This is a genomic window from Alteripontixanthobacter maritimus, from assembly GCF_003340475.1.
In the GTDB taxonomy this organism is placed as follows: domain Bacteria; phylum Pseudomonadota; class Alphaproteobacteria; order Sphingomonadales; family Sphingomonadaceae; genus Alteripontixanthobacter; species Alteripontixanthobacter maritimus.
This window is the reverse complement of the sequence record NZ_QBKA01000002.1, coordinates 392936-417112: the sequence shown is the minus strand read 5'-3', so window position 1 is coordinate 417112 and position 24177 is coordinate 392936. Positions and strand designations below refer to the sequence as shown.

The window sequence follows — 24177 nt, the reverse complement described above, 5'->3', positions numbered from 1 at the left end:
GCCCCCGAACCGTGCAACCCCGGAAGCCGTTCCTTCCGCTTTTGTGGGGGTATCGATTGTCCGCAAGGCTTGCAACGCAATTACATTTGCGAAAAGGACGCGGGGATATGGCCAAGCCTGTAAAAATAATCCGTTCCGCCTTCGCACCGGTCAAGGCGCTGTTCGTCAGCGACTCGTCGGCGGGCGTGTTGCTCATCCTCGTGGCGGCGGCCGCCATGCTGGCAGCCAATTCACCGTTCTACGGTGAATATCGCGATTTGTTCTACGGCTCGCTGGCCTGGACGCCGATTGCCAAGCTCGACAATCTGCATCTCTGGATCAATGACGGCTTGATGGCGATCTTCTTTTTCGTCGTCGGGCTCGAAGTGAAACGCGAACTGATTGCCGGCCAGCTTTCCACCCCGGAACAGCGGCGTCTCCCGGCCATCGCTGCGGTCGCCGGCATGGCGGCGCCCGCAATCGTCTATCTGATGGTTACCGGCGGCAACCCCGAATACACGCGTGGCTGGGCCATTCCCGCGGCCACCGACATCGCCTTCGCAATGGGCGTGCTGGGTCTGTTGGGCACCCGCGTTCCAGCCTCGCTCCGGCTGTTTTTGCTCACTGTTGCGATCGTGGACGATATCGGCGCCGTGGTAATTATCGCGTTGTTCTATACCGCCAATATCAAAATGATGTGGATCGTCGTCTCGCTGGTCGTGCTGGGCGTGATGATCGGCATGAACCGGATGAAGGTTTCCAGCATATGGCCCTACATCCTGATGGCGCTGGTCCTTTGGTTCACTGTGCTGAACAGCGGCGTACATGCCACTATCGCAGGCGTCGTCGCCGCGCTTACGGTGCCGATGCGGCGCCGCGACGGGAACAGCTTGCTGGAGAAACTGGAACACCAGCTTGCCCCGTGGAGCGCCTATCTGATCGTGCCTGTCTTCGGCTTCGCAAATGCCGGTGTCAGCCTTGCCGGTGTCGGGCTGGACGGCGTGTTTGCAGCCTTGCCACTGGGCATCGCGGCAGGTCTGGTCGTGGGCAAACAGGTCGGGATCTTTTCGATCATCTGGATCGTGGACAAGATCGGCTTCGCCAAACGACCCCCCAATGCAAACTGGACGGAAATCTGGGGCATATCGATCCTGTGCGGGATCGGCTTCACTATGTCGCTATTCATCGGCGAGCTGGCCTTCGAGGGGCAGCGCGAACTGATCGAGCGGGCGAAGATCGGAATTCTGCTTGGCTCGGCGATTTCGGCAGTAATGGGTTACGTCATCCTTCGCCTCACGACAGACCGGCCCAACGCGCAAGTCGGGTAGGCTGCGTTTGACTGGCGGGGTTTACTGCCCATTTGGCCGACAACCCGGCCATCGGAACCCTACCAGCTGCCGCTACTTTCCATACTTGCCCAAGGTTCCTTAGGTGGCAGATTGCCTTCCTGCAGCAATTCGATGGAAATGCCGTCCGGCGATTTGATGAATGCCATGTGCCCATCGCGCGGAGGGCGGTGGATCGTGTGACCGGCTGCCATGATCTGCTCGCATGTGGCGTAGATGTCGTCCACGCGGAACGCCAGATGACCGAAATTGCGCCCCCCATCGTAGGTTTCGGGCGGGCTTCCGTCCTCGGGTGGCCAATTATAGGTCAGTTCGATTTCGGCCACGTCCTCCTGCCCCTGCGCAGCGAGAAAGATCAGGGTGAAGCGCCCCTGCTCGACTTCGAACCGGCGCACTTCTTCCACCCCGAACAAGGCGAAGAAATCCAGCGCGGCCCGAGGATCGGAAACACGCAGCATCGTATGGAGGAACTGTGTCATGTGTGCCTTCTACCGCGCACCTGTCCAAAGCAAAAGGGGCTCGCGGTTCACGCCGCCAGCCCCATCAACTATAGCTCGAAACGAAGTGTCTAAAACTCGTACCCCAGCGAAAAAACCAGCGCGTCTTCGGTGAAGTCGTTCTTCAGGATGTTCGGCACCCCGCCATCCTCCACGCCGACATAAGACACGCCAACGGCCAGACCGCCCAGAACCGTTGCGGAAGCCCCCACCGAATAGTCCCAGCTGGTATCGTCCTCATCGACCGAGAACACGCCGTCGGTGTAACCAAGATGCGCGGTCAGCGTGATCGGCGTGGTCGGAATGCCTGCTTCGAAGTCGGTATAGAGATAGAGGTTGTCGCTATTGCCCAGCGCGTTCTGGCCGTCCCAGGCATAGGCCACCCCGAACGTGGCACCGACAGGGCCCAGCGTAGTACCGATGGAGGCATAAGGTTCGAAATAGTCGGTGTCGGTTGCGGTGTCGTTGGCCGGATAGAGGTAATATAGCAGCCCGACATCGATATCGACGCCTTCGGAAATGCTGGTGGAATAACCGCCATAGACGTCCAGCTCCAACTCTCCGATGCCGGCATTTGCGTCGATGGTGGAACCCCAGGTGCCGACATAGAAACCGCTTTCGTGGGTTACGTCGATCCCGCCCTGCAGCGCGAAATCGCCGCCGCTGAACGATATCCCGCGGAATCGGTAGTCGGAAACCACGGCAACGTTGCCGGACACTTCGACCGGGCCCGGCGGCGACGTTTCCGCGCCTGCATCGGAAAATGGTGTATTCTTGTCGGACGCTTCCTGCGCCATCGCGGGCGTAGCGATCAGTGCAGCGGAAAGGAGTGTGGCAGCGGTCAGGCTGCGGTTGGACGTGAGCATGGCAAATTCCTCTTTGCTAGGTTCTCGTCCCGCCTGCGTACTCGCCGGCCGCATGGTATCCTGCGATCTCTGACGAATTCACAGTATGTGTGCAGCGTTATGTTGCGCTGCACAAGAGTGGATCGTAACAATAATTCGGTGAGCATTGCGAGTGTGGACTTTTTGCATCGCCTAAGAACGCTACCAACCAAACTGATTATGAACGGTATGACTCCGCGCCTTGCCCGGCACCGCTCGACCCCCTAAATGCGTCGCTCCGGAGCGTGAAGTCGCGCCGGATCATAACCATGCTCGATACCATCCGCTCCTTCTTCTCCCGCGCCGAACCGGCACCTTTGCCTGCCATGCCAGCAGGGGAGCGCGCCTATGTCATCGGCGATATTCACGGCTGCCTCGATCTGTTCGACGCGCTTATCGGTGCAATCGAGGCCGATGATCGCGAACAAACCCCCGCAGAAACAACCTTCATCCTGCTGGGGGACCTGGTCGATCGCGGACCCGACAGCGCCGGCGTGGTCGCGCGTGCCCGGCAATGGCAACAGGACCGCAATGTCCGCATCCTTGCCGGCAATCACGAAGAAATGTTCCTCGACGGGTTCGAGAATAAAGAGACCTTGCGTCATTTCCTGAAACATGGCGGACGCGAAACTGTGCTGAGCTACGGGATCGACCGCAAGGATTACAACAAGCTGTCCATGGGTGAGTTGCAGAAACGCATGGATGCCCTGGTCCCGGTGCAGGATCGCGATTTCCTCCGTTCGTTCGAGGATTTCGTCCAGCTTGGCGATTATCTGTTCGTCCATGCCGGGATCGCACCGGGCAAAAAGCTGACGGAACAGCGGCGTCAGGACATGTTGTGGATTCGTGAACCCTTCCTGCGCTACGCGGCACCGCATGATCATATGGTCGTCCATGGCCATACGATCTTCGAGGATGTTGACGAACAACCCAACCGGATCGGTATCGATACAGGGGCCTTCCGTTTCGGTCGTCTGACCGCGCTGGTGTTGGAGGGAACCGAACGGCGCTATATCCAGGCGGCGCAGCGGGACGGTAGCGTTGTCATTGAAAAGGCACGGACATTGGCGTCCACTACCGCATGATTTCATAACGGGCCGCGCAGGTCGCTTGTAACAAACAGGGAAACGCCGATGAAAATCGCAATGGTGGGTTCGGGATATGTAGGTCTGGTTTCAGGGGCCTGCTTTGCCGATTTCGGGCACGATGTGGTCTGCATCGACAAGGACCAGTCCAAGATCGACCGCCTGCACGAAGGTGTGATGCCAATTTACGAGCCTGGCCTGGACGCGCTGGTTGCCAGCAATGTCGCGTCGGGCCGCCTGACCTTCACGACCGATCTGGCCGAAGGGATCGACGGGGCCAAGGCCATCTTCATCGCAGTCGGCACACCCAGCCGCCGCGGCGATGGCCATGCCGATCTGTCCTATGTCCATGCCGTTGCGCGCGAAGTGGCCGAGCATGTGAGCGGCGATGCGGTAGTGGTCACCAAATCGACGGTACCGGTAGGTACGGGAGATGAGGTCGAGCGGATTCTGGCGGACAGTAACACACCCTTTCAGGTCGCAGTCGTATCCAACCCCGAATTCCTGCGCGAAGGTGCGGCCATCGGCGATTTCAAGCGGCCCGACCGCATCGTGATCGGCGCGGAAACCGACTTCGGTCGCGAGATCATGAACGAGGTCTATCGCCCGCTCTTCCTCAATGAATCGCCCATCATGTTCACCAGCCGCCGCAGCGCGGAACTGATCAAATACGCCGCCAACGCCTTCCTCGCCACCAAGATCACTTTTATCAACGAGATGGCCGATCTGTGCGAAAAAGTGGGGGCAGACGTGCAGGATGTAAGCCGCGGCATCGGCAGCGACGGGCGCATTGGGCCGAAGTTCCTGCACGCCGGGCCGGGCTATGGCGGGTCGTGTTTCCCCAAGGATACGCTGGCTCTTCTTAAAACCGCCGAGGATTACGACAGCCCCGTTCGCATCGTGGAAGCAGTGGTCAAGGTGAACGACAGCCGCAAGCGTGCCATGGGCCGCAAGGTGCTCGACGCCATCGGCGGCATGGACAATGCGCGCGGGAAAAAGGTCGCGCTGCTCGGCCTTACCTTCAAGCCGGATACCGACGATATGCGGGACAGCCCGGCGATTGCCGTGGCCCAGACGCTGATTGATGCCGGGGTAGAGGTTTCCGCCTACGATCCCGAAGGCATGGAACTGGCCCGGCCGCTGCTACCCAAAGTGCACATGGCGGACGATCCCTACGCTGCTATCGAAAACGCGGATGCGGTGACGATCGTAACCGAATGGGACGCCTTCCGCGCGCTCGATCTTGCGCGGGTCAAGGAACTGGCGAAGGCGCCGGTGCTGGTGGATTTGCGTAACATTTACAACCCGGACGAAGTACGCGCACGCGGGTTCGATTACCATAGTATCGGCCGCGCCTGAGCCAGCGGCGGTCTAACCGAACCAGTGCGCCCGGTTGGCCGGATTTCGCAATCGTGCGAGCGCGGCCAGCATCACCAGCAGGCCCGACCCGAACGCCGCAAGCGCCACAGGCTGCGCCTCTTGCCCGCCCTTGAGATAGATTGCCAGCAGCGCCCATAGGAATACCAGCGTATACCAGGGGTTGCCCTCGCTTCGCAGAATCGCAAACGCAGCAATTACCCCGCCGACCACAATAATCGCAGCCGTGATCGAGGCAGCCGCATCGCCCGCGTCCACGCCGTGATACTTCAGGCTTGCGGAGATATTTACGATCGTTGCAGCTGTCAGCCATGCCGCGAGCGCGCTCAACGGCAGAACAGCGCACCATCGCTCGCCCGTCGTGAAACGGTCTGCCCAACGCACGAATACGCGCAGCACAATCAAAAAACACACCAGCGTCGCTGCAATGATTACAGCCGAAGGCGCGGAAATTTCGTTCAACGTTGTCCAGGTAGCCCACACCCCGTTCCCGGCAAGAGCGGCGGCAGCGAACCATCCTATGCGTTTGAGGAGGGCGTTGTGATGCTGCTTCGGTAACGCTTGGTAGATTGCGAACACGATGGAACCGAAAAACAGCGGCCCCCAGATCGCAAATGCCCAGCCGGCAGGGGTAATCAAAGTGCGAACATCATCCGAGCGGTCCCCGATAGGCTCGCCAAAGCCGAGATTCGGCAAAAAAGTGCTGCCGATCTGGAAGAATACAGCCAGCACGATGGCGGCGCGCTGCGCGGTGCTGCGATATGTTTGTAAGGTTTGTGTCATGCGGTTCCAACCCTTGCCATAGGCGTGCATTCCACCCCGCCTAGCCCCATCGCATTGCCGCGTTGCCGCGTCGATCAGTCAGGTAACACGTACCGTATCGATTGTCCCAACGAGTAAACCACCGGCGCCCCCTGCTCGTTACGCGCCGGTTCGAACCTGGCGAAGCGCAACATTCCCGCACAAGCTGCCCTGTCGAGCGTCGCCGATCCGCTGGATCCAGTGACCCGGCACTCCGTCACCCGGCCGCCGATGCCCAGATCGACCTGCATCCGAACCACGCCTTGTTCTTCGGCAAGCAGAGCGGCAGCGGGGTAGTTCATCTGTATGTCCCGTGCCCACTCCGACATCTCGATGGGTTTCGGCGGTACGATGTAAGCTTCTGACTGGTCGCTGGTACTGCAACCGCTAAACCCCATGCTGACGGCGACCATCGCGGCGCCTGCTTTGCGTCCAATCATTGTGTGCCCCTCTCACGGCCCGCGCTTGGGCCCATGGCATTACAGCCCCCATTCGCTCCTAGCGGACTTGTATCCTCTCTTATAGGGTTCCGGTGATGGCCACAGCACTCCTTCCCCCTTGTGACGAGATACCGGCGGGCCGCAAGACAAGCCAACCCTGCCCGTCGCAGCGCGGAACCCTGATTGCTACCGTGCTCGGCTCATCGCTTGCATTCGTAATCGGGTCGATCGTCAATGTCGCGCTGCCTTCGATGCAAGCTGAGTTCGCCACCGATGCCGCCGGGCTGCAATGGATCGTCAACGCTTACCTGCTGCCGCTGGGCGCGTTCGTCCTGGTAGGTGGAGCGCTGGGAGATCATTACGGACGCAAGCGGGTTTTCATGATCGGGCTGTTGCTGTTTACCGCCGGCTGCCTTGCCTGCGCCGCTGCACCCACTCTGCCGATCTTGCTGGCCACACGGTTCTTGCAAGGCATTGGCGCGGCACTGCTCGCTCCAAACAGTCTGGCGATCCTGGCGGACAGTTTTTCGGGTGAAGAACAGGGCAAGGCTATCGGAACTTGGGCTGCGGCTGGTGCGATCGCAGGCGCGGTGGCACCGCTGCTGGGCGGGCTGGTTGTGGATTATCTGGACTGGCGCTGGGCTTTCGCCATCGTCGCCCCACCAGCGGTCATGGCTTGGATCATCGGCCGCCGCGCCATGGCGGAATCAAAGGAAAGCGATGACGATCGTAAACCGCTCGACTTTACAGGTGCAGGGTTTGCCACTCTGGCGCTGGCCGGGCTGGTCTACGCCTTGATTGCTGCGCCGGAACAGGGCGTCGCTGCTCCACAGATACTGATCCCGGGCATTGGCGGGATTGCTCTGACGGCGGCGTTCCTGTGGACCGAACACTCGCGTGCGGGCGAGGCAATGATGCCGCTGGTTATATTCGCCTCGCGCACATTCACGGGTATCTCGCTGCTTACGCTGGCGCTGTATGCGGCATTGGGCGGAATGCTGGTGGTGCTGCCGTTCATGCTGATCCGCGATTTTGGATACAGCGCCACGATGGCGGGGGCCGCGATGATGCCCTTCCCCCTGATTATGGGCGTCTTGTCGCGCAGCATCGGTGGCGTGGCGAGCCGGATCGGCACACGCATAACGCTGACAGCAGGACCGCTGATGGTGGCGGCGGGCTTCGTCCTGTTCGCGCTGCTTGTTGGCCCACAGATGGATTACTGGACCGGCATCCTGCCCGGCTTGGTCGTGATGGCGCTTGGCATGGCGATCAGTGTCGCGCCTTTGACAACTGCCGTCATGAACGCGGTGGAAGCGCGCTATGTCGGTGTGGCGTCGGGGGTCAACAACGCCATTTCCCGCGTCGCCGGATTAGTGGCAACCGCACTGCTCGGCCCGGTGCTGGCGGCGCAGGCTATTGCTGATACACTATCTATTGCGGCATGGGCCGGGGCCGCGCTGGCCATCGCGGGTGCCGCAGCGGCAGTTCTGCTGATTCGAGATCAACCGGCCGATAGCGTTTCGTAAAGGGAGCTGCGTTCGGCGCACACCTTTCTTCATCTGAACCTGTCATGCGCCAAAAGAATACCAGGGGGCCTGTAAGCCGGGTTCTGTATCACAGACGGTATCCGAAACCGGACCGTATCTGCAATGGCAGCCATTCATCTAGGCGGCGGATTGCTCCGCCGCTCCAGCAGCCAACCCGGACGGTCGCCGTTTGCACGAGGGGCGAAACACCCCTGCGAGCCCGAAGGCCCCCGCGCCGTCCCTATTCGGCCTTGCTCCGGGTGGGGTTTGCCGTGCGGGATACGTTGCCGCATCCCCGGTGCGCTCTTACCGCACCCTTTCACCCTTACCCTTGGATCGAAACCCGCAGGCGGTCTGCTCTCTGTGGCACTGTCCCTGAACGCCTCTTGCGAAGCGCCCGGCGGGCGTTACCCGCCACCCTTGTTTCGTGGAGCCCGGACTTTCCTCGGTGGAGCGAACTCCAACGCGGCTGCCCGGCCCCCTGGCACGCCTCGCTATCTAGTGCGTCCCTCGTCCCGGTCCAACAATAATTGGAACAGGATGGCGCGCACCTGCCCGTCGATCTCGCCATCGATGCGTTCGGGACGCCAGCGCCGCTGGAACGCCTCCACCGCCTTGCGGCCATCGGCGATATCGTAACCGAACCGCTCCAGCGCCAGATAGAACGCCCCGTCATTGTCGAACGGATCGCCCAGCTCCAGTTTTGCCGGGCGCGGAAGGCACAGGCCGTATTCCGCCAGCCGGTCCCACGGAAACAGCTCGCCCGGATCGATCTTGCGCTGCGGAGCGACATCGGAATGCCCGACGACATTGGCGCGCGGAATGCCATGTTCCTTCACGATCCGCGCCACCAGCGGCACCAGCGCGAGGAACTGCGTTTCGGAAAACTCGCGGTAGCCATGGCGATGGCCGGGGTGGTCCAGCTCGATCCCGATACTGGTATTGTTTACATCGGTATTGCCACGCCAACAGGACACGCCTGCGTGCCAGGCGCGCTTGTCTTCCTGCACCAGGCGGAACACTTCGCCGGCCTCGCTGATAAGATAATGGGCGGACACTCCCGCCTCGGGATCGCACATCCGGGTCAGGGCCAGGTCGGGACCGTCCATTTCGGTGTAATGGATTACCAGCGTATCGATCGGCGCGGTACGCTCGTCGAAATTGGGCGATGGCCGTTCCTGATGCACCAGCTCTGCCAGACCGGTATCTGCGCCGGTATGCGTGGGCACTACCAGAGCCGCCGGTTCAGGAATGTCGTCGCCTGGACGGGTGGTCATCAGCCGATCATCCCTTCGGGCTGGGGCAGCACTGCGCCCAGCACCAGCGCGCGGGTATCGTCATCCTGCTCGGTCAGCGCATATTGCAAGCCGCCGCCAACCTGCCGCGCCATCAGCGCAAGCATGTGGGCTGGCGCCGTGCGGCCGGACATTTCCGTTGCCGGCAGATCGCCTTGCAGCGCCTTACCGATCACTTCGTCGAAGGCGACTTTCGGGCCGGTGGCACGCACCACCAGCTCGGTCGCGCCCCCGGTATTCTCTGCGCCGATATCCAGCGTGCCCCCGCGTACAAGCGCATCGAGTGCCATCTGGCTAAAGTTCAAAAGGACCTTCACCGCCGCCTTGGGCAATTTATCGTCCGCCAGTGCCCAACGCGCCTCGACCCGCTTGTTCTCGCCAATCAGTGCCTCGACCAGAGCTTTCGGTTCGGCCACATCCACCATCTCGCCAAACCCGCCCGCCGCACCGAAAGCGAGACGGAAGAATTTTAACTTGTCCGCGCTGGTCCTGGCGCTTTGCTCCAGCAATTCGAAGCACCGGGCGCGCATGTCCGGGTCCTTCTCGTCGGCGAGCAGTTCCAGCCCGTTATTCAGCGCGCCGACAGGCGACAGCAGGTCGTGGCACAGCCGCGAACACAGCTGGCTGGCGAGTTCGAGAGACGTATCGTTCATGGCGGGGGGCGCGAAGTCCTGTAAGAGAGTTACGAATGTGACATATCCGTTACGAGAAAACCGGCCTAGCGCAAACTACGTCTGGAGCCACGCAGCTTTCGGCAGGTGGGCCCAACCTTTACGCTGGAAGGCGCGGCTAGTGCGGCGGATGGAAGGGCGGGCGTGATCGGTCCTTCGTCTAATCATCCGCTATGCGATACGAAAGCGGGACGAAACCGGCGGGGGTGTCATGCCACAGCCCAATTTTGCCGCGGGCAATGATGGCCCAGACTTTGCCATCACGGGCCGCTTGCGCCGCATCGGTGGCAGATGGCTCGGCAAGGCCGTTGGGGTGCGAATGGTAATACCCTACGATTTCCATCCCGCCATCCCGCTCCGCGCGAATAGCTTCGAAGAGGGTTTGCGGGTCTATTTCGAAGTGTCGTGCAGGGTCCGCCGCCACGTTGCGTGCGGGCTGGATGGCGGTAATGTGTTCGGAGGCCGGGCCGAGGAGCAGGCCACAGCATTCGCGCGGATGGGCGGTGGCGGCGTGGCTCGCAATGGCCGCGATTATCGCCTTGTCGATCTGCAAACCAAAACCCTTCCCGTTCGCCCTGAGCTTGTCGAAGGGCTGCCCTTCACTTAGCAGCGCAGGATGCCATTCTGGACTTATATGCTACACTGCCGGGGCGGACGTATCTACACAGGTCACACGGATGATTTGGAGCGCCGAATTGCACAGCATCAATCTGGTTCGGTATCTGGTTTCACAAGAGATTTCGCGCCCGTGGAATTGGTATGGTCGCAGGAAATGGTGTCGCGTGTGGAAGCGCTTGAGGCCGAACGCAGGATCAAGGGTTGGTCGCGGGCGAAAAAGCTGGCTTTGATACGCGGCGATTGGGAGGCGATTTCAGTTCTGGCTGAAAGTAAGGGCAGCCCTTCGACAAGCTTAGGGCGAACGGAGGTAAGTCATACAAATCCACGAGTTACTGGTACGACCTTGAATGGAACGCTTGCCACATCAGGCCGCCTGGACAAGGCTCTGGCCGAGGTCACAGGCCTTTCGCGTGAACGCGTGAAATCGCTGATCGCCGCCGGTGCCATTACCATCGATAACAAGCCCGCCACTTCGCCAGCCGCAAAAGCGCGCGAAGGGATGTCCTACATCGTTACCCTCCCCCCGCCCGTCGATCCGGTCGCGCAGCCGGAAGAGATCCCGCTTGCCATCGTTTACGAGGACGAACATCTCCTGGTGGTCGACAAGCCTGCGGGACTGGTGGTGCACCCCGCAGCCGGGAACCGCACCGGCACGCTGGTGAATGCTTTGCTTTACCACTGCAAAGGAGAATTGTCGGGTATCAACGGAGTGGCCCGCCCCGGTATTGTCCACCGGATCGACAAGGACACGTCGGGCCTGCTGGTCGTAGCAAAAACGGATGCCGCGCATGAAGGATTGGCAGCCCAGTTTGCCGATCATTCCATCCATCGCCGCTACCTCGCCGTGTGCGCCGGGCACCCCGATCCGGCTGCCGGAACGATCGCCGGCAGGCTCGGGCGAAGTGAGCGGAACCGCAAGAAAATGGCGGTGCTCGCACCCGGCGTAACGCGCGGAAAACATGCCGTAACTCATTATAAGACGCTGCAAACCATGCCGGGCTGCGCGTTGCTCGAATGCCGGCTCGAAACAGGGCGCACACACCAGGTCCGCGTTCACTGTTCGTCAATCGGCAATCCGCTATTAGGGGATCAAGTCTACGGCATGGCACCTGCACGATTGGCGCATGGGCTCGGCCGGATCATCGAACGGTTGGATTTTACCCGACAGGCGCTGCACGCGGCGGAGCTCGGCTTCATCCACCCTGCCAGCGGCGAAACGGTCAGCTTTTCGGCCGACCTGCCGCCCGATATGCAGGAACTTATCGACGAAACCGCTCGTTGAAATCGACGAAAAGCAGGCGAAATGTTCGCCGGATGTAACTATACATACCCCGTAGCCTGAAAGCACAGATGCCCATCAGGGGTCTTGCGAGCGAGGCTGACACTGGAAAGGTTAGGGAAAACGTGAGTAACGCAAAAAAAACGATCCCCGCTTTGAGCGGTGAACAGAGCCTCAACCGGTATCTGTCCGAGATCAAGAAATATCCCGTGCTGACGGCAGAGCAGGAATACATGCTTGCCAAGCGCTATGCCGAACATGAAGACCCTGAGGCTGCGGCCCAGCTGGTTTCCAGCCACCTGCGGCTCGTGGCCAAGATTGCCATGGGCTATCGCGGATACGGCCTGCCCGTTTCAGACCTTATTTCCGAAGGGAATGTCGGGCTAATGCAGGGCGTCAAGAAATTCGAACCCGATCGCGGTTTCCGCCTGGCGACCTATGCCATGTGGTGGATCAAGGCGAGTATGCAGGAATTCATCCTGCGCAGCTGGTCGCTCGTCAAAATGGGCACCACTGCGGCGCAGAAGAAGCTGTTTTTCAACCTGCGCCGGATGAAAAAGCAGCTGGAGGCTTTCGAAGATACCGACCTGCACCCCGATGACGTGACCAAGATCGCAACCGATCTGGGCGTCCCGGAACAGGAAGTCATCAACATGAACCGCCGCATGATGATGGGCGGCGATGCCTCCCTCAACGTGCAGATGCGCGGCGATGAAGATGGCGGCGGATCTTGGCAGGACTGGCTGACGGACGACCGTCCGCTGCAGGACACGATCGTGGGCGAGGCACAGGAGGCGGCCTATCGCCATGATATGCTGAACGAAGCGATGGATGCGCTGAACGACCGCGAACAGCACATCCTGACGGAACGCCGCCTGACGGAAGATCCGCAAACGCTGGAAGAACTGTCCAAGGTTTACGACGTCAGCCGCGAACGCATTCGCCAGATCGAGGTGCGCGCATTCGAGAAGCTGCAGAAGGCGATGCAGCGAATTGCGGGTGAGCGGTTGCTGCCCAGCGCTGCGTAAACAGGTACCCGATCAGCAAACAGGCCCCCGCCCTCCACTACGGAGTGCGGGGGCTTGTTGCATCCAGCTCCCGATATCGGGTAGCCCCTCGCCATGGGCTGGCTTCTGAAATTCCTTGTAAAACTTGTGATCTATTTCATCGGGTTCAGCCTGCTGGCCGTAATCCTGTTCCGCTTTGTACCAGTGCCATACACCGCGACCATGGCGATGGACGAGAATGGTGCGACGAAGGATTGGGAATCGCTCGCCAGCACCGATCGCGATATGGTCCGCGCGGTAATTGCCGCCGAGGACGGCAAATTCTGTTCGCATGACGGGTTCGACCGTGAAGCCATCATGAAGGCCGCAGCCGAAAACGCCCGGGGCGGGCGCATTCGCGGCGGCTCCACCATCAGTCAGCAAACCGCCAAGAATGTGTTTCTATGGCAAGGTGGCGGTTATGTTCGCAAGGGGCTGGAGGCCTGGTTCACCTTCCTCATCGAAAATATCTGGGGCAAGCGGCGCATCATGGAAGTTTATCTCAACGTGGCGGAAACCGGCATTGGTACATACGGCGTGGAAGCCGGTGCGCAGCGCTACTTCAATCACTCCGCCGATAATCTTTCTCCGACCGAGGCCGCCCGCATGGCCGCCGCCCTGCCGCAGCCGAAACAGCGTAGTGTGGCAAATCCATCGGGCTGGTTGCGCCGCCACGGCAATACGATCGCCGCTCGCATCGGCGTGGTCCAGCGCGACGCCCTCGACGCCTGCGTTTACGAGTAGAAACGATGGGGGCAGGTCACGCACATAGCCACGACCATGGCGGACACGCGGTTCAAAGGGATGGACGCGGGCACGGGCACGGACATGGTCACAGCCATGCGCCGGCGGATTTCGGGCGCGCATTTGCCATCGGGATCGTGCTCAACACGGTGTTCGTCATTATCGAGGCGACTTATGGGTTCCTCTCCGGCTCAATGGCACTGGTCGCGGATGCCGGGCACAATCTGTCGGACGTGTTGGCGCTGATCCTGGCGTGGGGCGCAAGCATCGCGGCGAAGAAACCGCCGACCGCGCGCTTCACCTATGGTTACAAGAGCTCCACCATTCTGGCCGCCCTCGTCAATGCGGCGCTGCTGTTCGTGGCGATGGGCGCAATCTTGTACGAGACGCTGCACCGGCTGGCTGAACCACCGCCGGTTCAGGGCATGACCATGATTATCGTTGCGGGCATCGGAATCGTCATCAATCTGGGTACAGCCCTGCTGTTCCTGCGCGGACGCGAAGACGATCTCAATATTCGCGGGGCGTTTCTGCACATGGCAGCCGACGCGCTGGTTTCGGTCGGGGTGGTGCTGGCCGGCATACTGATTCTCTACACCGATGCGCGGTGGATCGATCCGATGGTCAGTCTGATTATCGTGGCCGTCATTGGCTGGGGTACGTGGGGGCTGGCGAAAGATAGCCTCAAGCTGGGCCTGCTCGGCGTACCGGCGGGTATAGAACAGCCGCAAGTGGAACGCTGGCTGGCTGGGCTCGACGGGGTGGAGGCGGTTCACGACCTGCATATCTGGCCGATGAGCACGACGGAAACCGCGCTGACGGCGCATCTCGTGATGCCCGCCGGCCATCCCGGCGATACGTTCTTGCGCACCCTGTCCGACGAATTGCGCGCCCACCACCGTATCGGCCATGCAACGATCCAGATCGAACAGGAGCGAGATTGCCGGACGGGGTGTTAGCTAGGGTTCCCAGACTAAATCCCGCGCGCACACCCTTCTCGTGCCGAGCGGAATAGGTAATGCAGTACTAATAATTGCCAGGAATGGTTCGAGCCTGCGCAGGCTCGCAAGGCCGAACGGCCGCCCGAGCTTATGCGAGGAGGCGAGGGGGCCGGATGGCCCCCGCCCGCAGGGTCCCAAACAAATTAGGCAGCTTCGTCCTTGGTCTTTCCGCCATCATCGTCGTTGGAATGAACGCGAACGGGTTCCTTGCGGCCCTCGACCACATCTTCGTCCACGACCACTTCGGTGACACCTTCCATGCTCGGGAGGTCGAACATAGTGTCGAGCAGCATGCCTTCCACGATCGAACGCAGCCCGCGTGCGCCGGTCTTGCGCTTGATGGCACGTTCGGCGATTGCCTTCAGAGCATCGTCGGTGAAAGTCAGGTCCACGTCTTCCAGTTCGAACAGCTTGGCATATTGTTTTGCCAGCGCGTTTTTCGGTTCGGTCAGAATGGTGACGAGCGCGTCCACATCGAGATCGCGCAAGGTGGCGATTACCGGCAAACGGCCGACAAATTCGGGGATCAGCCCGAATTTCAGCAGATCTTCCGGCTCGCCCTTTTCGAGGAGCTCGCCCACCTGGCGCTTGTCAGGGTCGGCGACATGCGCGCCAAAACCGATGGAGCGTTTCTGTAAACGGTCGGCAATGATCTTTTCCAGACCCGAGAACGCGCCGCCGCAGATGAACAGGATGTTGGTCGTGTCCACCTGCAGGAATTCCTGTTGCGGATGCTTGCGCCCGCCCTGTGGAGGCACCGAAGCCGTGGTACCCTCCATCAGCTTGAGCAACGCCTGCTGCACGCCCTCACCCGAAACATCGCGGGTGATCGAGGGATTTTCGGCCTTGCGCGTAATCTTGTCGATCTCGTCGATATAGACGATACCGTGCTGCGCCTTCTCGACGTTGTAATCGCTTGCCTGCAGCAACTTAAGGATGATGTTCTCCACATCCTCGCCCACATAACCGGCCTCGGTCAAAGTGGTCGCGTCGGCCATCGTGAACGGCACGTCGAAGGTGCGCGCCAGCGTCTGCGCCAGCAACGTCTTGCCGCAGCCGGTCGGGCCGACGAGCAGGATGTTGGACTTCGCCAGTTCCACATCGCCCGACTTTCCGGCGTGCTTCAGGCGCTTGTAATGGTTGTGGACGGCCACCGACAACACGCGTTTCGCGCGGTCCTGCCCGATGACATAATCGTTCAGTGTTTCGAAGATTTCACGCGGCGCGGGAACGTCGCCTTCCTTGCGCCCGGACAGGCCGGCCTTCGTTTCTTCCCGGATGATGTCGTTGCACAGTTCGACGCATTCATCGCAAATGAACACGGTCGGCCCGGCGATCAGCTTGCGCACTTCGTGCTGGGACTTCCCGCAGAAGCTGCAATACAGCGTACTTTTACTGTCCGATCCGGTGAGTTTCGTCATATATCGTTCCCGTTCCCCCGCAGCCGCGATCCCTGGTGGCTGCGTGCTGGAGATTCGCCCGGTTTTAAAGCGGACAGTTCAGATTGCAATCGAACCGGCATAGCCGGCCCGCCTTGATACAGGCTGAAGGGGCATGGTTTCGAAAAGATCCATGCCCCTCGGGGCCCCCTGCCGGCAAAAAGTTGTCGGCAGTAAGAATTCAGGATGTTTATTCGGGCGCCCCGCCCGCGCCCTTATCCGCATCCTTGGTCGGGGGATTGGGATCTTCTTCCTCGTTTTCCGGCCGTGTCTCGTAGACCTTGTCCACGATGCCGAATTTCTTGGCTTCGTCGGCTTCGAGGAACGTGTCGCGATCCATCGCCTTTTCGATCTCGGTCAAGCTGCGGCCGGTATATTCGACGTAAAGGTCGTTCATGCGCTTGCGGATCCGCAGGATCTCGCGCGCCTGAATTTCAATGTCGGACGCCATGCCGCGGGCACCGCCAGACGGCTGGTGCACCATGATACGGGCATTGGGCAGCGCCACGCGCATGCCGGGCTCACCCGCAGCCAGCAGGAAGCTACCCATGGATGCGGCCTGACCCATGCAGACGGTGCTGACGCGCGGCTTGATGTATTGCATCGTGTCATGGATCGCCATGCCAGCCGTCACAACGCCGCCGGGCGAATTGATGTACATCGAAATCGGCTTCGACGGATTTTCGCTTTCCAGATAAAGCAACTGCGCCGTGATGAGCGAAGCCATGCCGTCTTCGACCTGGCCGGTGACAAAGACGATGCGCTCGCGCAGCAGGCGGCTGAAAATGTCGAAGCTGCGTTCGCCCCGGCTGGTCTGTTCGACCACCATCGGCACCAGCGCGCCGGTTACGGGGTCGCGTTCAAACTGGCCCTGAGAAGCATGGGCGTTACCGCCGAAAAGATCGATCATAAAGGGAATGGTCCTTGGCTGGAAGCGCGCAGGTGTACGCGCGCTGGAAGTGCGGTCATATCGCGTTGAATGCCTATGTTGCCCTTGGGCTTGTCTTGTTCAAGGGCCTTAACCAATTGCACCCGTCGCGGCGCACAAGCAGCAAGATGCAGCAACCCGACCAGCCGCCATTCGTCGCACGCGAAATGTCGCACGTCGATGGCCACTTCGCGGCCGGATGCGTATGGGTGCAATGCCCACGCGTAGAAGGACCGCATTATTTCATTACCGCCGAAAGATTGGGTGACCATAAAGGTTTCCGCGTGGCCGCGTCATGCCTGTTGGCTGGCGCTGGGCGGCGCGTTGCTTGCAGCACCAGCGTCTGCGCAGGACACCGCAGCAATCGGCAGCGAGGCCGAACCGGTCGACGAGGCCGCTGGTGTCGGCGACGGCGCTCCGGGAGCCAATGTCGCAGATGCGGCGGGCGATATATACGAACCAGGGTTCTTTGAACGTTTTGCGCCGCGCAATGCGCTCGATATGCTTCGCGAAATACCCGGTTTCAGCATCTCCGGCGGCGGCGGCGGTGGCGGAGACAGCCAGCGTGGTCTCGGTCAGGCTGACACCAATGTGCTGGTCAATGGAGAGCGGCTGTCGAGCAAGTCCGACGATATCACCGCCCAGCTTGGCCGCATTCCCGCAGACAGGGTTGCGCGGATCGAGATTGTCGATGGCACCAGGCTGGATATTCCCGGCCTGACGGGCCAGGTCGCCAATGTCATCGTGGTCGGCGGCGGGCTGTCCGGCCAATTCGAATATCGCACGCAATACCGGCCGCGCACCGATCGCTTCGCATGGTATGGCGGCGAGGTTTCATTGACCGGGTCGACCGGACCGCTCGACTTTACGCTTGCGCTGGACAATCCGAACCGGCGGTTCGGCGCAATCGGCCCTACCTTCGTGTCCGATGCGGATGGCGTGCTGCTCGAAACGCAGCAGCGCGAATCGTTCGGTGCATTCGACAAGCCGGTTGGCACGGTGAACCTGACTTACGATTTGCCAGGCAGCGCGGTCGCCAATCTCAATCTGCGATATGCGCAGGCGTGGTTCGGCATTGACGGGCAGGAGAAGCAATTCGGCCCGGGTTTCGCCGATCGTGTGGAGATCCGCGACCTCAAAGAAACGGGTTACGAATACGAAATCGGCGCGGATGTGGAGTTTGCGCTGGCCGGCGGGCGACTGAAGCTGATCGGGTTGGAGCGGTTCGACAAGGAAGATTTCGGCGAAACCGTGATCACCAGCTTTGCGGACGGCAGTACGGCGACGGGTGGCCGTTTTGCCCAACTGACGAAGGAAGGCGAACGCATCGGCCGCGCCGAGTATGGCTTCAACGTGCTGGACACGGATTGGCAGTTGTCGGGCGAAGCGGCGTTCAACCGGCTCGATAACGTGGCCAGCCTGTTTACGCTCGACGCGGCGGGTGAGTTGCAACCTGTCGATTTCCCGCAAGGGTCGGGCGGCGTAACCGAAGATCGCTACGATATTGCGTTGAGCGGTAGCCACCAGATTGCCGAACGGCTGGCCCTGCAGGCAACGCTAGGGATGGAGTTCTCCACGATCAGTCAGACCGGTTCCGCTGCCAATCAGCGATCCGACAGACGCCCCAAAGGGTCCGCCAGCCTTGCATGGAAACCTAGCAATACGCTCGATATCTCCGGTGAGATACGCCGCCGCGTCGGGCAGTTGTCCTTCGGGGATTTCCTGGCCCGCGTATCGCTCGACGATGATAACGGGCGCGACGGCAATAACGAACTGCGCCCCTTTCAGGCGTGGCAATATTCGGTTGAGGCACGCAAGACATTAGGGCCGTGGGGATCGCTGACCTTGCGAGCGGAACATCAGCAATTCGAGGACTTCGTCGACCTGGTGCCCCTGCCCGGTGGCGGCGAAGGACGCGGTAATGTGGACGGGGCCACGTCCAGCGAAATCGAGCTGGAAGCCACCATCAACCTCAAACCGCTGGGCATCGACGGGGCGCAGATCGATGTGGAAGCGGAAGCCGATTTCAGCAGCATCGAAGATCCGTCCACCGGCTTGATACGTGAATTTTCGGGCGCCCGGACAAGGCAGTTCAGCCTGCGGTACCGTCACGATATTCCCGCATCCGACTGGGCCTATGGCTGGGATGCGTCCTACACCAAGAGGTTACCGCGATTTCGCCAGCTGGAAATCGGCCTGCAGGACGAAGGGCCGGTCTTTGCCGGGTTATTCGTAGAGAACAAGGATGTGCTGGGCACCACCGTCCGTTTCAACGCCAATAATCTGTTGGGTGCAACCGAACGCATCGACCGCACCGTGTTCCTAACCCCGCGTCCCGATGGCGACATCGCTTTCATCGAGCGCGGCGATCGGGAGTTCGGGCAGATCATATCCTTGAGCATCAACGGCAATTTCTGACTTTCAGGCTAGCGGACGCGGGTCATGCTTGCATCGCCGGGGCGGCCTGCCATGGTGCATCGATGACCTTCCAGACGCCCGCCCGCTTCACCAAGACAATCGCAACCGCAATCGCTCTGACAATGGGCGGCTGCGTCAGCTTTACGACGATCGACAATCCTGCCCCTTCCGCCGCGCGGCAGGTCGCCAGTTACGAACGGTTCAACGAACCGGTGATGCTGGACCGCAATGCCTATGACGAAGCGACCCGCTATATGCGCCGCATTGCCCTGCTGGACGATGCCGGCCCGCAACTGAATGCAGTCATCGCGGTCAATCCTAACGCAGCGCAGGATGCCAACATGGCTCAGATGGCGGGCCTCCCGCTCGCCGGGCGGACGGTGCTGGTGAAAGACAACATCGAAACGCGCGAGCTGCCCACGACCGCCGGCAGTCTGGCGCTGGCAGGCAATATGACCGGCCGCGACGCGCCGCTGATCGCCAACATGCGCCGCGCAGGTGCTGTTGTTCTGGGCAAGACAAACTTGAGCGAATGGGCCAATATCCGCGACAATGACTCCACCAGCGGGTGGAGCGCAGTGGGTGGGCTGGTGAAGAACCCCCACGCCACCGATCGCAATTCCTGCGGATCGTCTTCGGGCAGCGGGGCGGCGGTTGCGGCGGGCTTCGCCTGGGCCGCAATCGGCACCGAGACCAACGGATCCATCACCTGCCCCGCCAGCATGAACGGTGTGGTAGGCTTCAAGCCCAGCGTCGGCGTTATCAGCCGCCGCCACATCGTACCGATCTCCAGCACGCAGGATACTGCCGGTCCGATGGCGCGCAGCGTCAAGGACGCCGCCATGCTGCTGGGCGCCATGGCCGGGCCGGACGAGGAGGATAGCATCACCCTCTCGCCGCGCATCGACCGGAACACGGACTACGCCTCCGGGCTCGACACCGCATCGCTTGGCGGCATGCGCATCGGCGTGATGCGCAGACAGACCGGCGACGATCCGCGCGTGGCTGCGGTGTTCGAAACCGCATTGGCCGATATGGAGCGTGCAGGCGCGGTGCTGGTGGATATCGAGTTCGAACCGGATGCGGCCATGTATGGCGCCAGCTACGGCGTGTTATTGTACGAATTGCGGGAGGAGATGGGCAAATATCTACGCTCCATCCCGGATATCGAAGGCCGCGACACACCGCGTAGCCTGGCCGACCTGATCGCCTTCAACACAGCCAATGCGGATCGCGAACTGCGCTGGTTCGGGCAAAGCATATTCATCGATGCCGACGCGAAGACGGACGCCGATCAATACCGCAAGGATCGCGCCACGGCCTTACGCCTTGCCGGCCCTGAAACGACCGAGACACTGATGGAGCAGCACAATGTCGCGCTGCTGGTGGCTCCCACCCGGGGTCCGGCATGGGTCAGCGACCTCGTAAACGGGGATGCTTTCAACGGCAGCATCGGATTCGGATCGCCCGCCGCCATCGCTGGCTCACCGCATCTGACGGTGCCCATGGGCCACGTGGAGGGCCTGCCCGTCGGCCTCAGCCTGCTGGGCGCGAAGTGGGACGATCATACCGTGTTGAAAGCAGGTGCGGCTTACGAGCGCGCGCGTTCCGCTGATCTTCCAGAACCGACCTATCAGCCCTGGCGCTCCGACGCGGGGTCTAACTGATGCCACTGGATTTCGATCCGCGCATCCTGCTGTTCATCCTGTTTGGGGTGGGACTGGTGCTTGCCGTAGGCCTGGAACGGAAGCTGGCGAAATACTGGCTGTCCCTGCCGCTGGTCTATGTGGCTGCAGGATTTCTCGTTTTCTCGCTTCCGATAGGCTTGCCGGTACTCAATCCGGCCATGGACGGGTTCGATGCCATTGCGCTGGAATATGTGACGGAGTTTATCGTGATCGCTTCGCTGATGGCAGCGGGGATTGCGATCGACCGGCCGGTCAGCTGGAAAAACTGGAGCCAGATCTGGCCGCTGCTGGCAATCGCCATGCCGCTGACCATCGCGCTGGTGGCGTTGCTTGGCTGGTGGGCATTGGGCCTTGCTCCTGCTTCCGCCGTGTTGCTTGGTGCGGCCCTGGCCCCGACCGATCCAGTGCTCGCCCGCAGCGTGCAGGTTGGCCCGCCTGGTGAGAACAAGCGCCACGACGTGCGATTTTCGCTGACGGTGGAGGCCGGTGTGAATGACGGACTGGCCTTTCCTTTCACCTATCTCGCCATCGCGCTGGTCGGGATTACCGCATTGGGCAGCGACCTCAATTACACCCTACTGCAATGGACCGCGTTCGACGTAATCTGGCGTATCGCGGTAGGCTGCATCGTGGGCTACGCAGTAGGCCGCTGGGGCGCATGGTACGTGTTCGAACGCGAAGCCGACGCACCGATGGAGGATGTGGAAAGCGACGCACCTAAATACTCGACCAGCGAAGGGCTGGTGGTGCTCGGCACGCTGTTGCTCGCCTATGGATTGGCCGAAGTGGTCGAAGGATACGGCTTCCTCGCCGTGTTCGTCGGCGCGGTTACGGCCCGCCAGCGGGAGGCGCGCAGCCGTTATCACAAGATCACCCACCACTTCATCGACCAGATCGAACAGATCGTGCTGGTGGCGGTTCTCTTCGGGTTCGGCGCAATGCTGGCAAGCGGGGTACTCAGCGCGCTGACCTGGCCTGCCGCGCTGGTCGGCCTGACGCTGATCTTCGTCATCCGCCCGCTTTCCGGCTTACTCGCTGAGCTGAACTGCCGGTCCCAATGGCCCGGTAAATTGGCAATCGCGTTCCTCGGCGTGCGCGGCATGGGGTCGATCTATTACCTCGCTTACGGCCAGACCCATGCCACCTTTCCGCAATTGCCAGTCCTGTGGGCAACGGTATCTTTTACCATCCTCGCCTCCATAGTGATCCACGGCATGAGCGCTGGGCCGATCATCCGTTGGGTCGAACGGCGCAAGGCCCATATCCATCATGGGCAGGAAGAGGACATGATGGGCCATTCGCCCGACGCGCGATAGGGTACGGGAATGCCGACGAGATGCTTTCCTGACAGGTATCTGGGCTGACATTCGAGAAACGACAGCCAGATAGCAGTCCATCCAACCCGTCCACGTGCAAAATAAGAACGGCCCGCTATTCCGAAAGGGAATAGCGGGCCGCTCGGCAACGCCGGAACGCTGCGCTATTTTTTGGTAGCCGCCTTCTTCGCGGCAGGCTTCTTGACGGGAGCCTTTTTGGCCGCAGGCTTTTTCACGGAGGCCTCGCCATCAGCTTTTTTCGCCGGCGATTTCTTGGCTGCCGGCTTCTTGGCAGGCGCCTTCTTGTCGTCGCCCGATTTGGCCGCACCCTTTTCTGGCGCTTCTTTCTTGCCATCGGCCTTCTTCGCCGCGGCCTTCTTCTTTGGCGCAGCCTTCTTCTTGGCAGGCTTGGCGTCTTCCGCCTCGTCCGCTTCGATGGCGGCTTCCAGCTCCTCGCGCGTCACTTCGCGGTCTGTGATGTCAGCCTTGTCGAACAGGAAATCGACGACCTTGTCTTCATAAAGCGGCGCGCGCAGCTGGGCGGCGGCCATTTCGTTCGTGCGGATGATTTCCAGGAAGCGTTCGCGCTGGTCTTCCGGGTACTGCTGCACAGCCTGCTGGATCAGCGTCTGCATTTCCTGCTGGGTGACCTGTACGCCGTTTTTCTGGCCAATCTCGGATAGCAGCAGGCCGAGGCGCACACGGCGTTCGGCGATGGAGCGATACTCGTCCTTCTCGCTCTCGATTTCCTTCATGGTTTCTTCCGGGTTCTCGTCCCGTGCGGCTTCCTGCTGAAGCTGCTGCCAGATCTGTTCGAACTCGGCATCGACCATGCCCTGCGGCACCTCGAAGTCATGCCCCGAAGCCAGCTTGTCGAGCAACTGCCGCTTCATCTGTGTGCGGGTGAGGCCGGCAGTTTCCTGCTCCAGCTGGCCGCGCAGCAATTCCTTCAGCTTGTCGATACCGTCGAGGCCGAGTTGCTTGGCGAATTCGTCGTCGAGCTTGGTTTCGTCCTCGACCTTTACCTGCTGCACCACGATGGCGAACTGGGCTTCCTTGCCCTTCAGATTCTCGGCCGGATAATCTTCGGGGAAGGTTACGGTGATGGTTTTCTCATCGCCGGTTTTCGCACCCGTAAGCTGTTCTTCGAAGCCGGGGATGAACTGCCCGGACCCGATAACGAGCGGAGCCGCTTCGGCCTTGCCGCCTTCGAATTCAACACCGTCCACGCTGCCGGTGAAATCGATGATCAGCTGATCGCCGTCGCCAGCCTTTTTCGATTTCGGCGCGTCCTTGTAGCTTTTTTGCTGCGCGGCGATGTTCTGGAGCGATTCGTCCACCTGCTCGTCCGTCACCGGCACATTCAGTTTTTCAAGCTTCATCCCATCGGTATCGGGAGCAGAAATGTCGGGCAGTGTTTCCAGATCCACGGTCAGCGTGGCATCCTTGCCCTGCTCATACCCGTCACCGAACTGCACATTGGGCTGCATCGCGGGGCGCAGCTTCTTGTCCTTGATCAGACCGTCGACCGAATCGCGGATCATGTCGTTCACGACCTGACCATGCAGCTGTTCGCCGTGCATCTTGCGCACCAGATTTGCCGGCACCTTGCCGGGACGGAAGCCGGGCATCTGCACCTGCGGCGCGATCTTCTTCACTTCGGCATCGATCTTGGCTTCGATATCCTTGGCGGGAATGGTCACTTCGTAGGAGTGCTTGAGGCCTTCGCTGGCGGTCTCTTTGATCTGCATGGCGCGGTTTGGAACCTTTGTGAAATGCTGTGAACTGCAATGAACTGC

22 protein-coding genes and 1 other RNA gene are annotated in these 24177 nt (G+C 60.9%); 11 read left to right on the top strand and 12 right to left on the bottom strand.

What is annotated here, in order from left to right:
- Window positions 1-107: 107 nt before the first annotated feature.
- Window positions 108-1307 (top strand): Na+/H+ antiporter NhaA, encoded by a 1200-nt coding sequence (gene nhaA, locus HME9302_RS02150; protein ID WP_115365643.1) that lies wholly within the window; start codon window positions 108-110, stop codon window positions 1305-1307.
- A gap of 59 nt (window positions 1308-1366) precedes the next feature.
- Here the strand turns inward: nhaA and HME9302_RS02145 are convergent, their stop codons facing one another.
- Window positions 1367-1804: a VOC family protein gene (locus tag HME9302_RS02145; protein ID WP_115365642.1), complete on the bottom strand. Its 438-nt coding sequence runs from the start codon at window positions 1802-1804 to the stop codon at window positions 1367-1369.
- An 89-nt stretch (window positions 1805-1893) separates the two neighbouring features.
- Window positions 1894-2688 (bottom strand): TorF family putative porin, encoded by a 795-nt coding sequence (locus tag HME9302_RS02140; RefSeq protein ID WP_115365641.1) that lies wholly within the window; start codon window positions 2686-2688, stop codon window positions 1894-1896.
- A gap of 287 nt (window positions 2689-2975) precedes the next feature.
- Here HME9302_RS02140 and HME9302_RS02135 point away from each other — a divergent pair, with 287 nt between their 5' ends.
- A complete protein-coding gene (locus HME9302_RS02135; protein ID WP_115365640.1) occupies window positions 2976-3791 on the top strand; it encodes a metallophosphoesterase family protein in 816 nt (271 codons plus the stop codon).
- A 48-nt stretch (window positions 3792-3839) separates the two neighbouring features.
- Window positions 3840-5150, top strand: a complete 1311-nt coding sequence (locus tag HME9302_RS02130) for a UDP-glucose dehydrogenase family protein (protein ID WP_115365639.1) — start codon at window positions 3840-3842, stop codon at window positions 5148-5150.
- A gap of 12 nt (window positions 5151-5162) precedes the next feature.
- Here HME9302_RS02130 and HME9302_RS02125 read toward each other — a convergent pair whose 3' ends face one another.
- Both HME9302_RS02125 and HME9302_RS02120 read right to left on the bottom strand, forming a co-directional pair.
- Window positions 5163-5951, bottom strand: a complete 789-nt coding sequence (locus tag HME9302_RS02125; RefSeq protein WP_115367405.1) for a hypothetical protein — start codon at window positions 5949-5951, stop codon at window positions 5163-5165.
- 74 nt (window positions 5952-6025) lie between these two features.
- Window positions 6026-6409 carry an energy transducer TonB gene (locus tag HME9302_RS02120; protein ID WP_115365638.1) on the bottom strand — a complete coding sequence of 128 codons (384 nt, stop codon included), beginning with the start codon at window positions 6407-6409 and terminating at the stop codon, window positions 6026-6028.
- Window positions 6410-6504: 95 nt separating this feature from the next.
- On the opposite strand from HME9302_RS02120, the gene HME9302_RS02115 reads away from it, so the two are divergent.
- The gene (locus tag HME9302_RS02115) at window positions 6505-7935 is read left to right on the top strand and encodes an MFS transporter (protein ID WP_115365637.1); all 1431 of its coding nucleotides are present in this window, start codon (window positions 6505-6507) and stop codon (window positions 7933-7935) included.
- A gap of 56 nt (window positions 7936-7991) precedes the next feature.
- Here the strand turns inward: HME9302_RS02115 and rnpB are convergent.
- The 4 genes from rnpB to HME9302_RS02095 all read right to left on the bottom strand — a co-directional run bounded on the left by rnpB (window position 7992) and on the right by HME9302_RS02095 (window position 10454).
- Window positions 7992-8420, bottom strand: an RNA gene (gene rnpB, locus HME9302_RS02110) — RNase P RNA component class A.
- Window positions 8421-8429: 9 nt separating this feature from the next.
- Window positions 8430-9212, bottom strand: coding sequence for an N-acetylmuramoyl-L-alanine amidase (locus tag HME9302_RS02105; protein WP_115365636.1), 783 nt, complete (start codon window positions 9210-9212; stop codon window positions 8430-8432).
- Window positions 9212-9883, bottom strand: a complete 672-nt coding sequence (locus HME9302_RS02100; protein WP_115365635.1) for a histidine phosphotransferase family protein — start codon at window positions 9881-9883, stop codon at window positions 9212-9214. Before HME9302_RS02100 ends, HME9302_RS02105 begins: the two co-directional genes overlap by 1 nt.
- Window positions 9884-10061: 178 nt before the next feature.
- Entirely contained in the window at window positions 10062-10454 is a 393-nt protein-coding gene (locus HME9302_RS02095; protein ID WP_181815652.1) for a M67 family metallopeptidase, read from the bottom strand.
- A 63-nt stretch (window positions 10455-10517) separates the two neighbouring features.
- On the opposite strand from HME9302_RS02095, the gene HME9302_RS02090 reads away from it, so the two are divergent.
- The 4 genes from HME9302_RS02090 (at window position 10518) to HME9302_RS02075 (ending at window position 14547) form a co-directional block, all read left to right on the top strand.
- The gene (locus HME9302_RS02090) at window positions 10518-11801 is read left to right on the top strand and encodes an RluA family pseudouridine synthase (RefSeq protein ID WP_115365633.1); all 1284 of its coding nucleotides are present in this window, start codon (window positions 10518-10520) and stop codon (window positions 11799-11801) included.
- Window positions 11802-11869: 68 nt separating this feature from the next.
- On the top strand, window positions 11870-12826 hold the full coding sequence (gene rpoH, locus HME9302_RS02085; protein WP_268243470.1) for an RNA polymerase sigma factor RpoH: 957 nt from the start codon (window positions 11870-11872) through the stop codon (window positions 12824-12826).
- Between the two features lie 93 nt (window positions 12827-12919).
- A complete protein-coding gene (gene mtgA, locus HME9302_RS02080) occupies window positions 12920-13588 on the top strand; it encodes a monofunctional biosynthetic peptidoglycan transglycosylase (protein WP_115365632.1) in 669 nt (222 codons plus the stop codon).
- Window positions 13589-13593: 5 nt separating this feature from the next.
- Window positions 13594-14547 carry a cation diffusion facilitator family transporter gene (locus HME9302_RS02075; RefSeq protein ID WP_115365631.1) on the top strand — a complete coding sequence of 318 codons (954 nt, stop codon included), beginning with the start codon at window positions 13594-13596 and terminating at the stop codon, window positions 14545-14547.
- 185 nt (window positions 14548-14732) lie between these two features.
- Here the strand turns inward: HME9302_RS02075 and clpX are convergent, their stop codons facing one another.
- From clpX to HME9302_RS02060, 3 genes are all read right to left on the bottom strand, one after another.
- Window positions 14733-16010, bottom strand: coding sequence for an ATP-dependent Clp protease ATP-binding subunit ClpX (gene clpX, locus HME9302_RS02070; RefSeq protein WP_115365630.1), 1278 nt, complete (start codon window positions 16008-16010; stop codon window positions 14733-14735).
- 208 nt (window positions 16011-16218) lie between these two features.
- On the bottom strand, window positions 16219-16938 hold the full coding sequence (locus HME9302_RS02065) for an ATP-dependent Clp protease proteolytic subunit (protein WP_115365629.1): 720 nt from the start codon (window positions 16936-16938) through the stop codon (window positions 16219-16221).
- Window positions 16935-17228 carry a hypothetical protein gene (locus HME9302_RS02060; protein WP_147270745.1) on the bottom strand — a complete coding sequence of 98 codons (294 nt, stop codon included), beginning with the start codon at window positions 17226-17228 and terminating at the stop codon, window positions 16935-16937. The genes HME9302_RS02065 and HME9302_RS02060 overlap by 4 nt, the downstream gene beginning before the upstream one ends.
- Here HME9302_RS02060 and HME9302_RS02055 point away from each other — a divergent pair.
- The 3 genes from HME9302_RS02055 (at window position 17221) to HME9302_RS02045 (ending at window position 22378) form a co-directional block, all read left to right on the top strand.
- Entirely contained in the window at window positions 17221-19374 is a 2154-nt protein-coding gene (locus HME9302_RS02055) for a TonB-dependent receptor plug domain-containing protein (RefSeq protein ID WP_230079841.1), read from the top strand. The genes HME9302_RS02060 and HME9302_RS02055 overlap by 8 nt on opposite strands.
- 62 nt (window positions 19375-19436) lie before the next feature.
- Window positions 19437-21041 carry an amidase gene (locus HME9302_RS02050; protein WP_230079840.1) on the top strand — a complete coding sequence of 535 codons (1605 nt, stop codon included), beginning with the start codon at window positions 19437-19439 and terminating at the stop codon, window positions 21039-21041.
- Window positions 21041-22378 (top strand): cation:proton antiporter, encoded by a 1338-nt coding sequence (locus HME9302_RS02045; protein ID WP_115365627.1) that lies wholly within the window; start codon window positions 21041-21043, stop codon window positions 22376-22378. Before HME9302_RS02050 ends, HME9302_RS02045 begins: the two co-directional genes overlap by 1 nt.
- A 164-nt stretch (window positions 22379-22542) precedes the next feature.
- On the opposite strand, the gene tig is transcribed toward HME9302_RS02045, so the two are convergent.
- Window positions 22543-24129: a trigger factor gene (tig, locus tag HME9302_RS02040; protein ID WP_115365626.1), complete on the bottom strand. Its 1587-nt coding sequence runs from the start codon at window positions 24127-24129 to the stop codon at window positions 22543-22545.
- Window positions 24130-24177 lie beyond the last annotated feature (48 nt).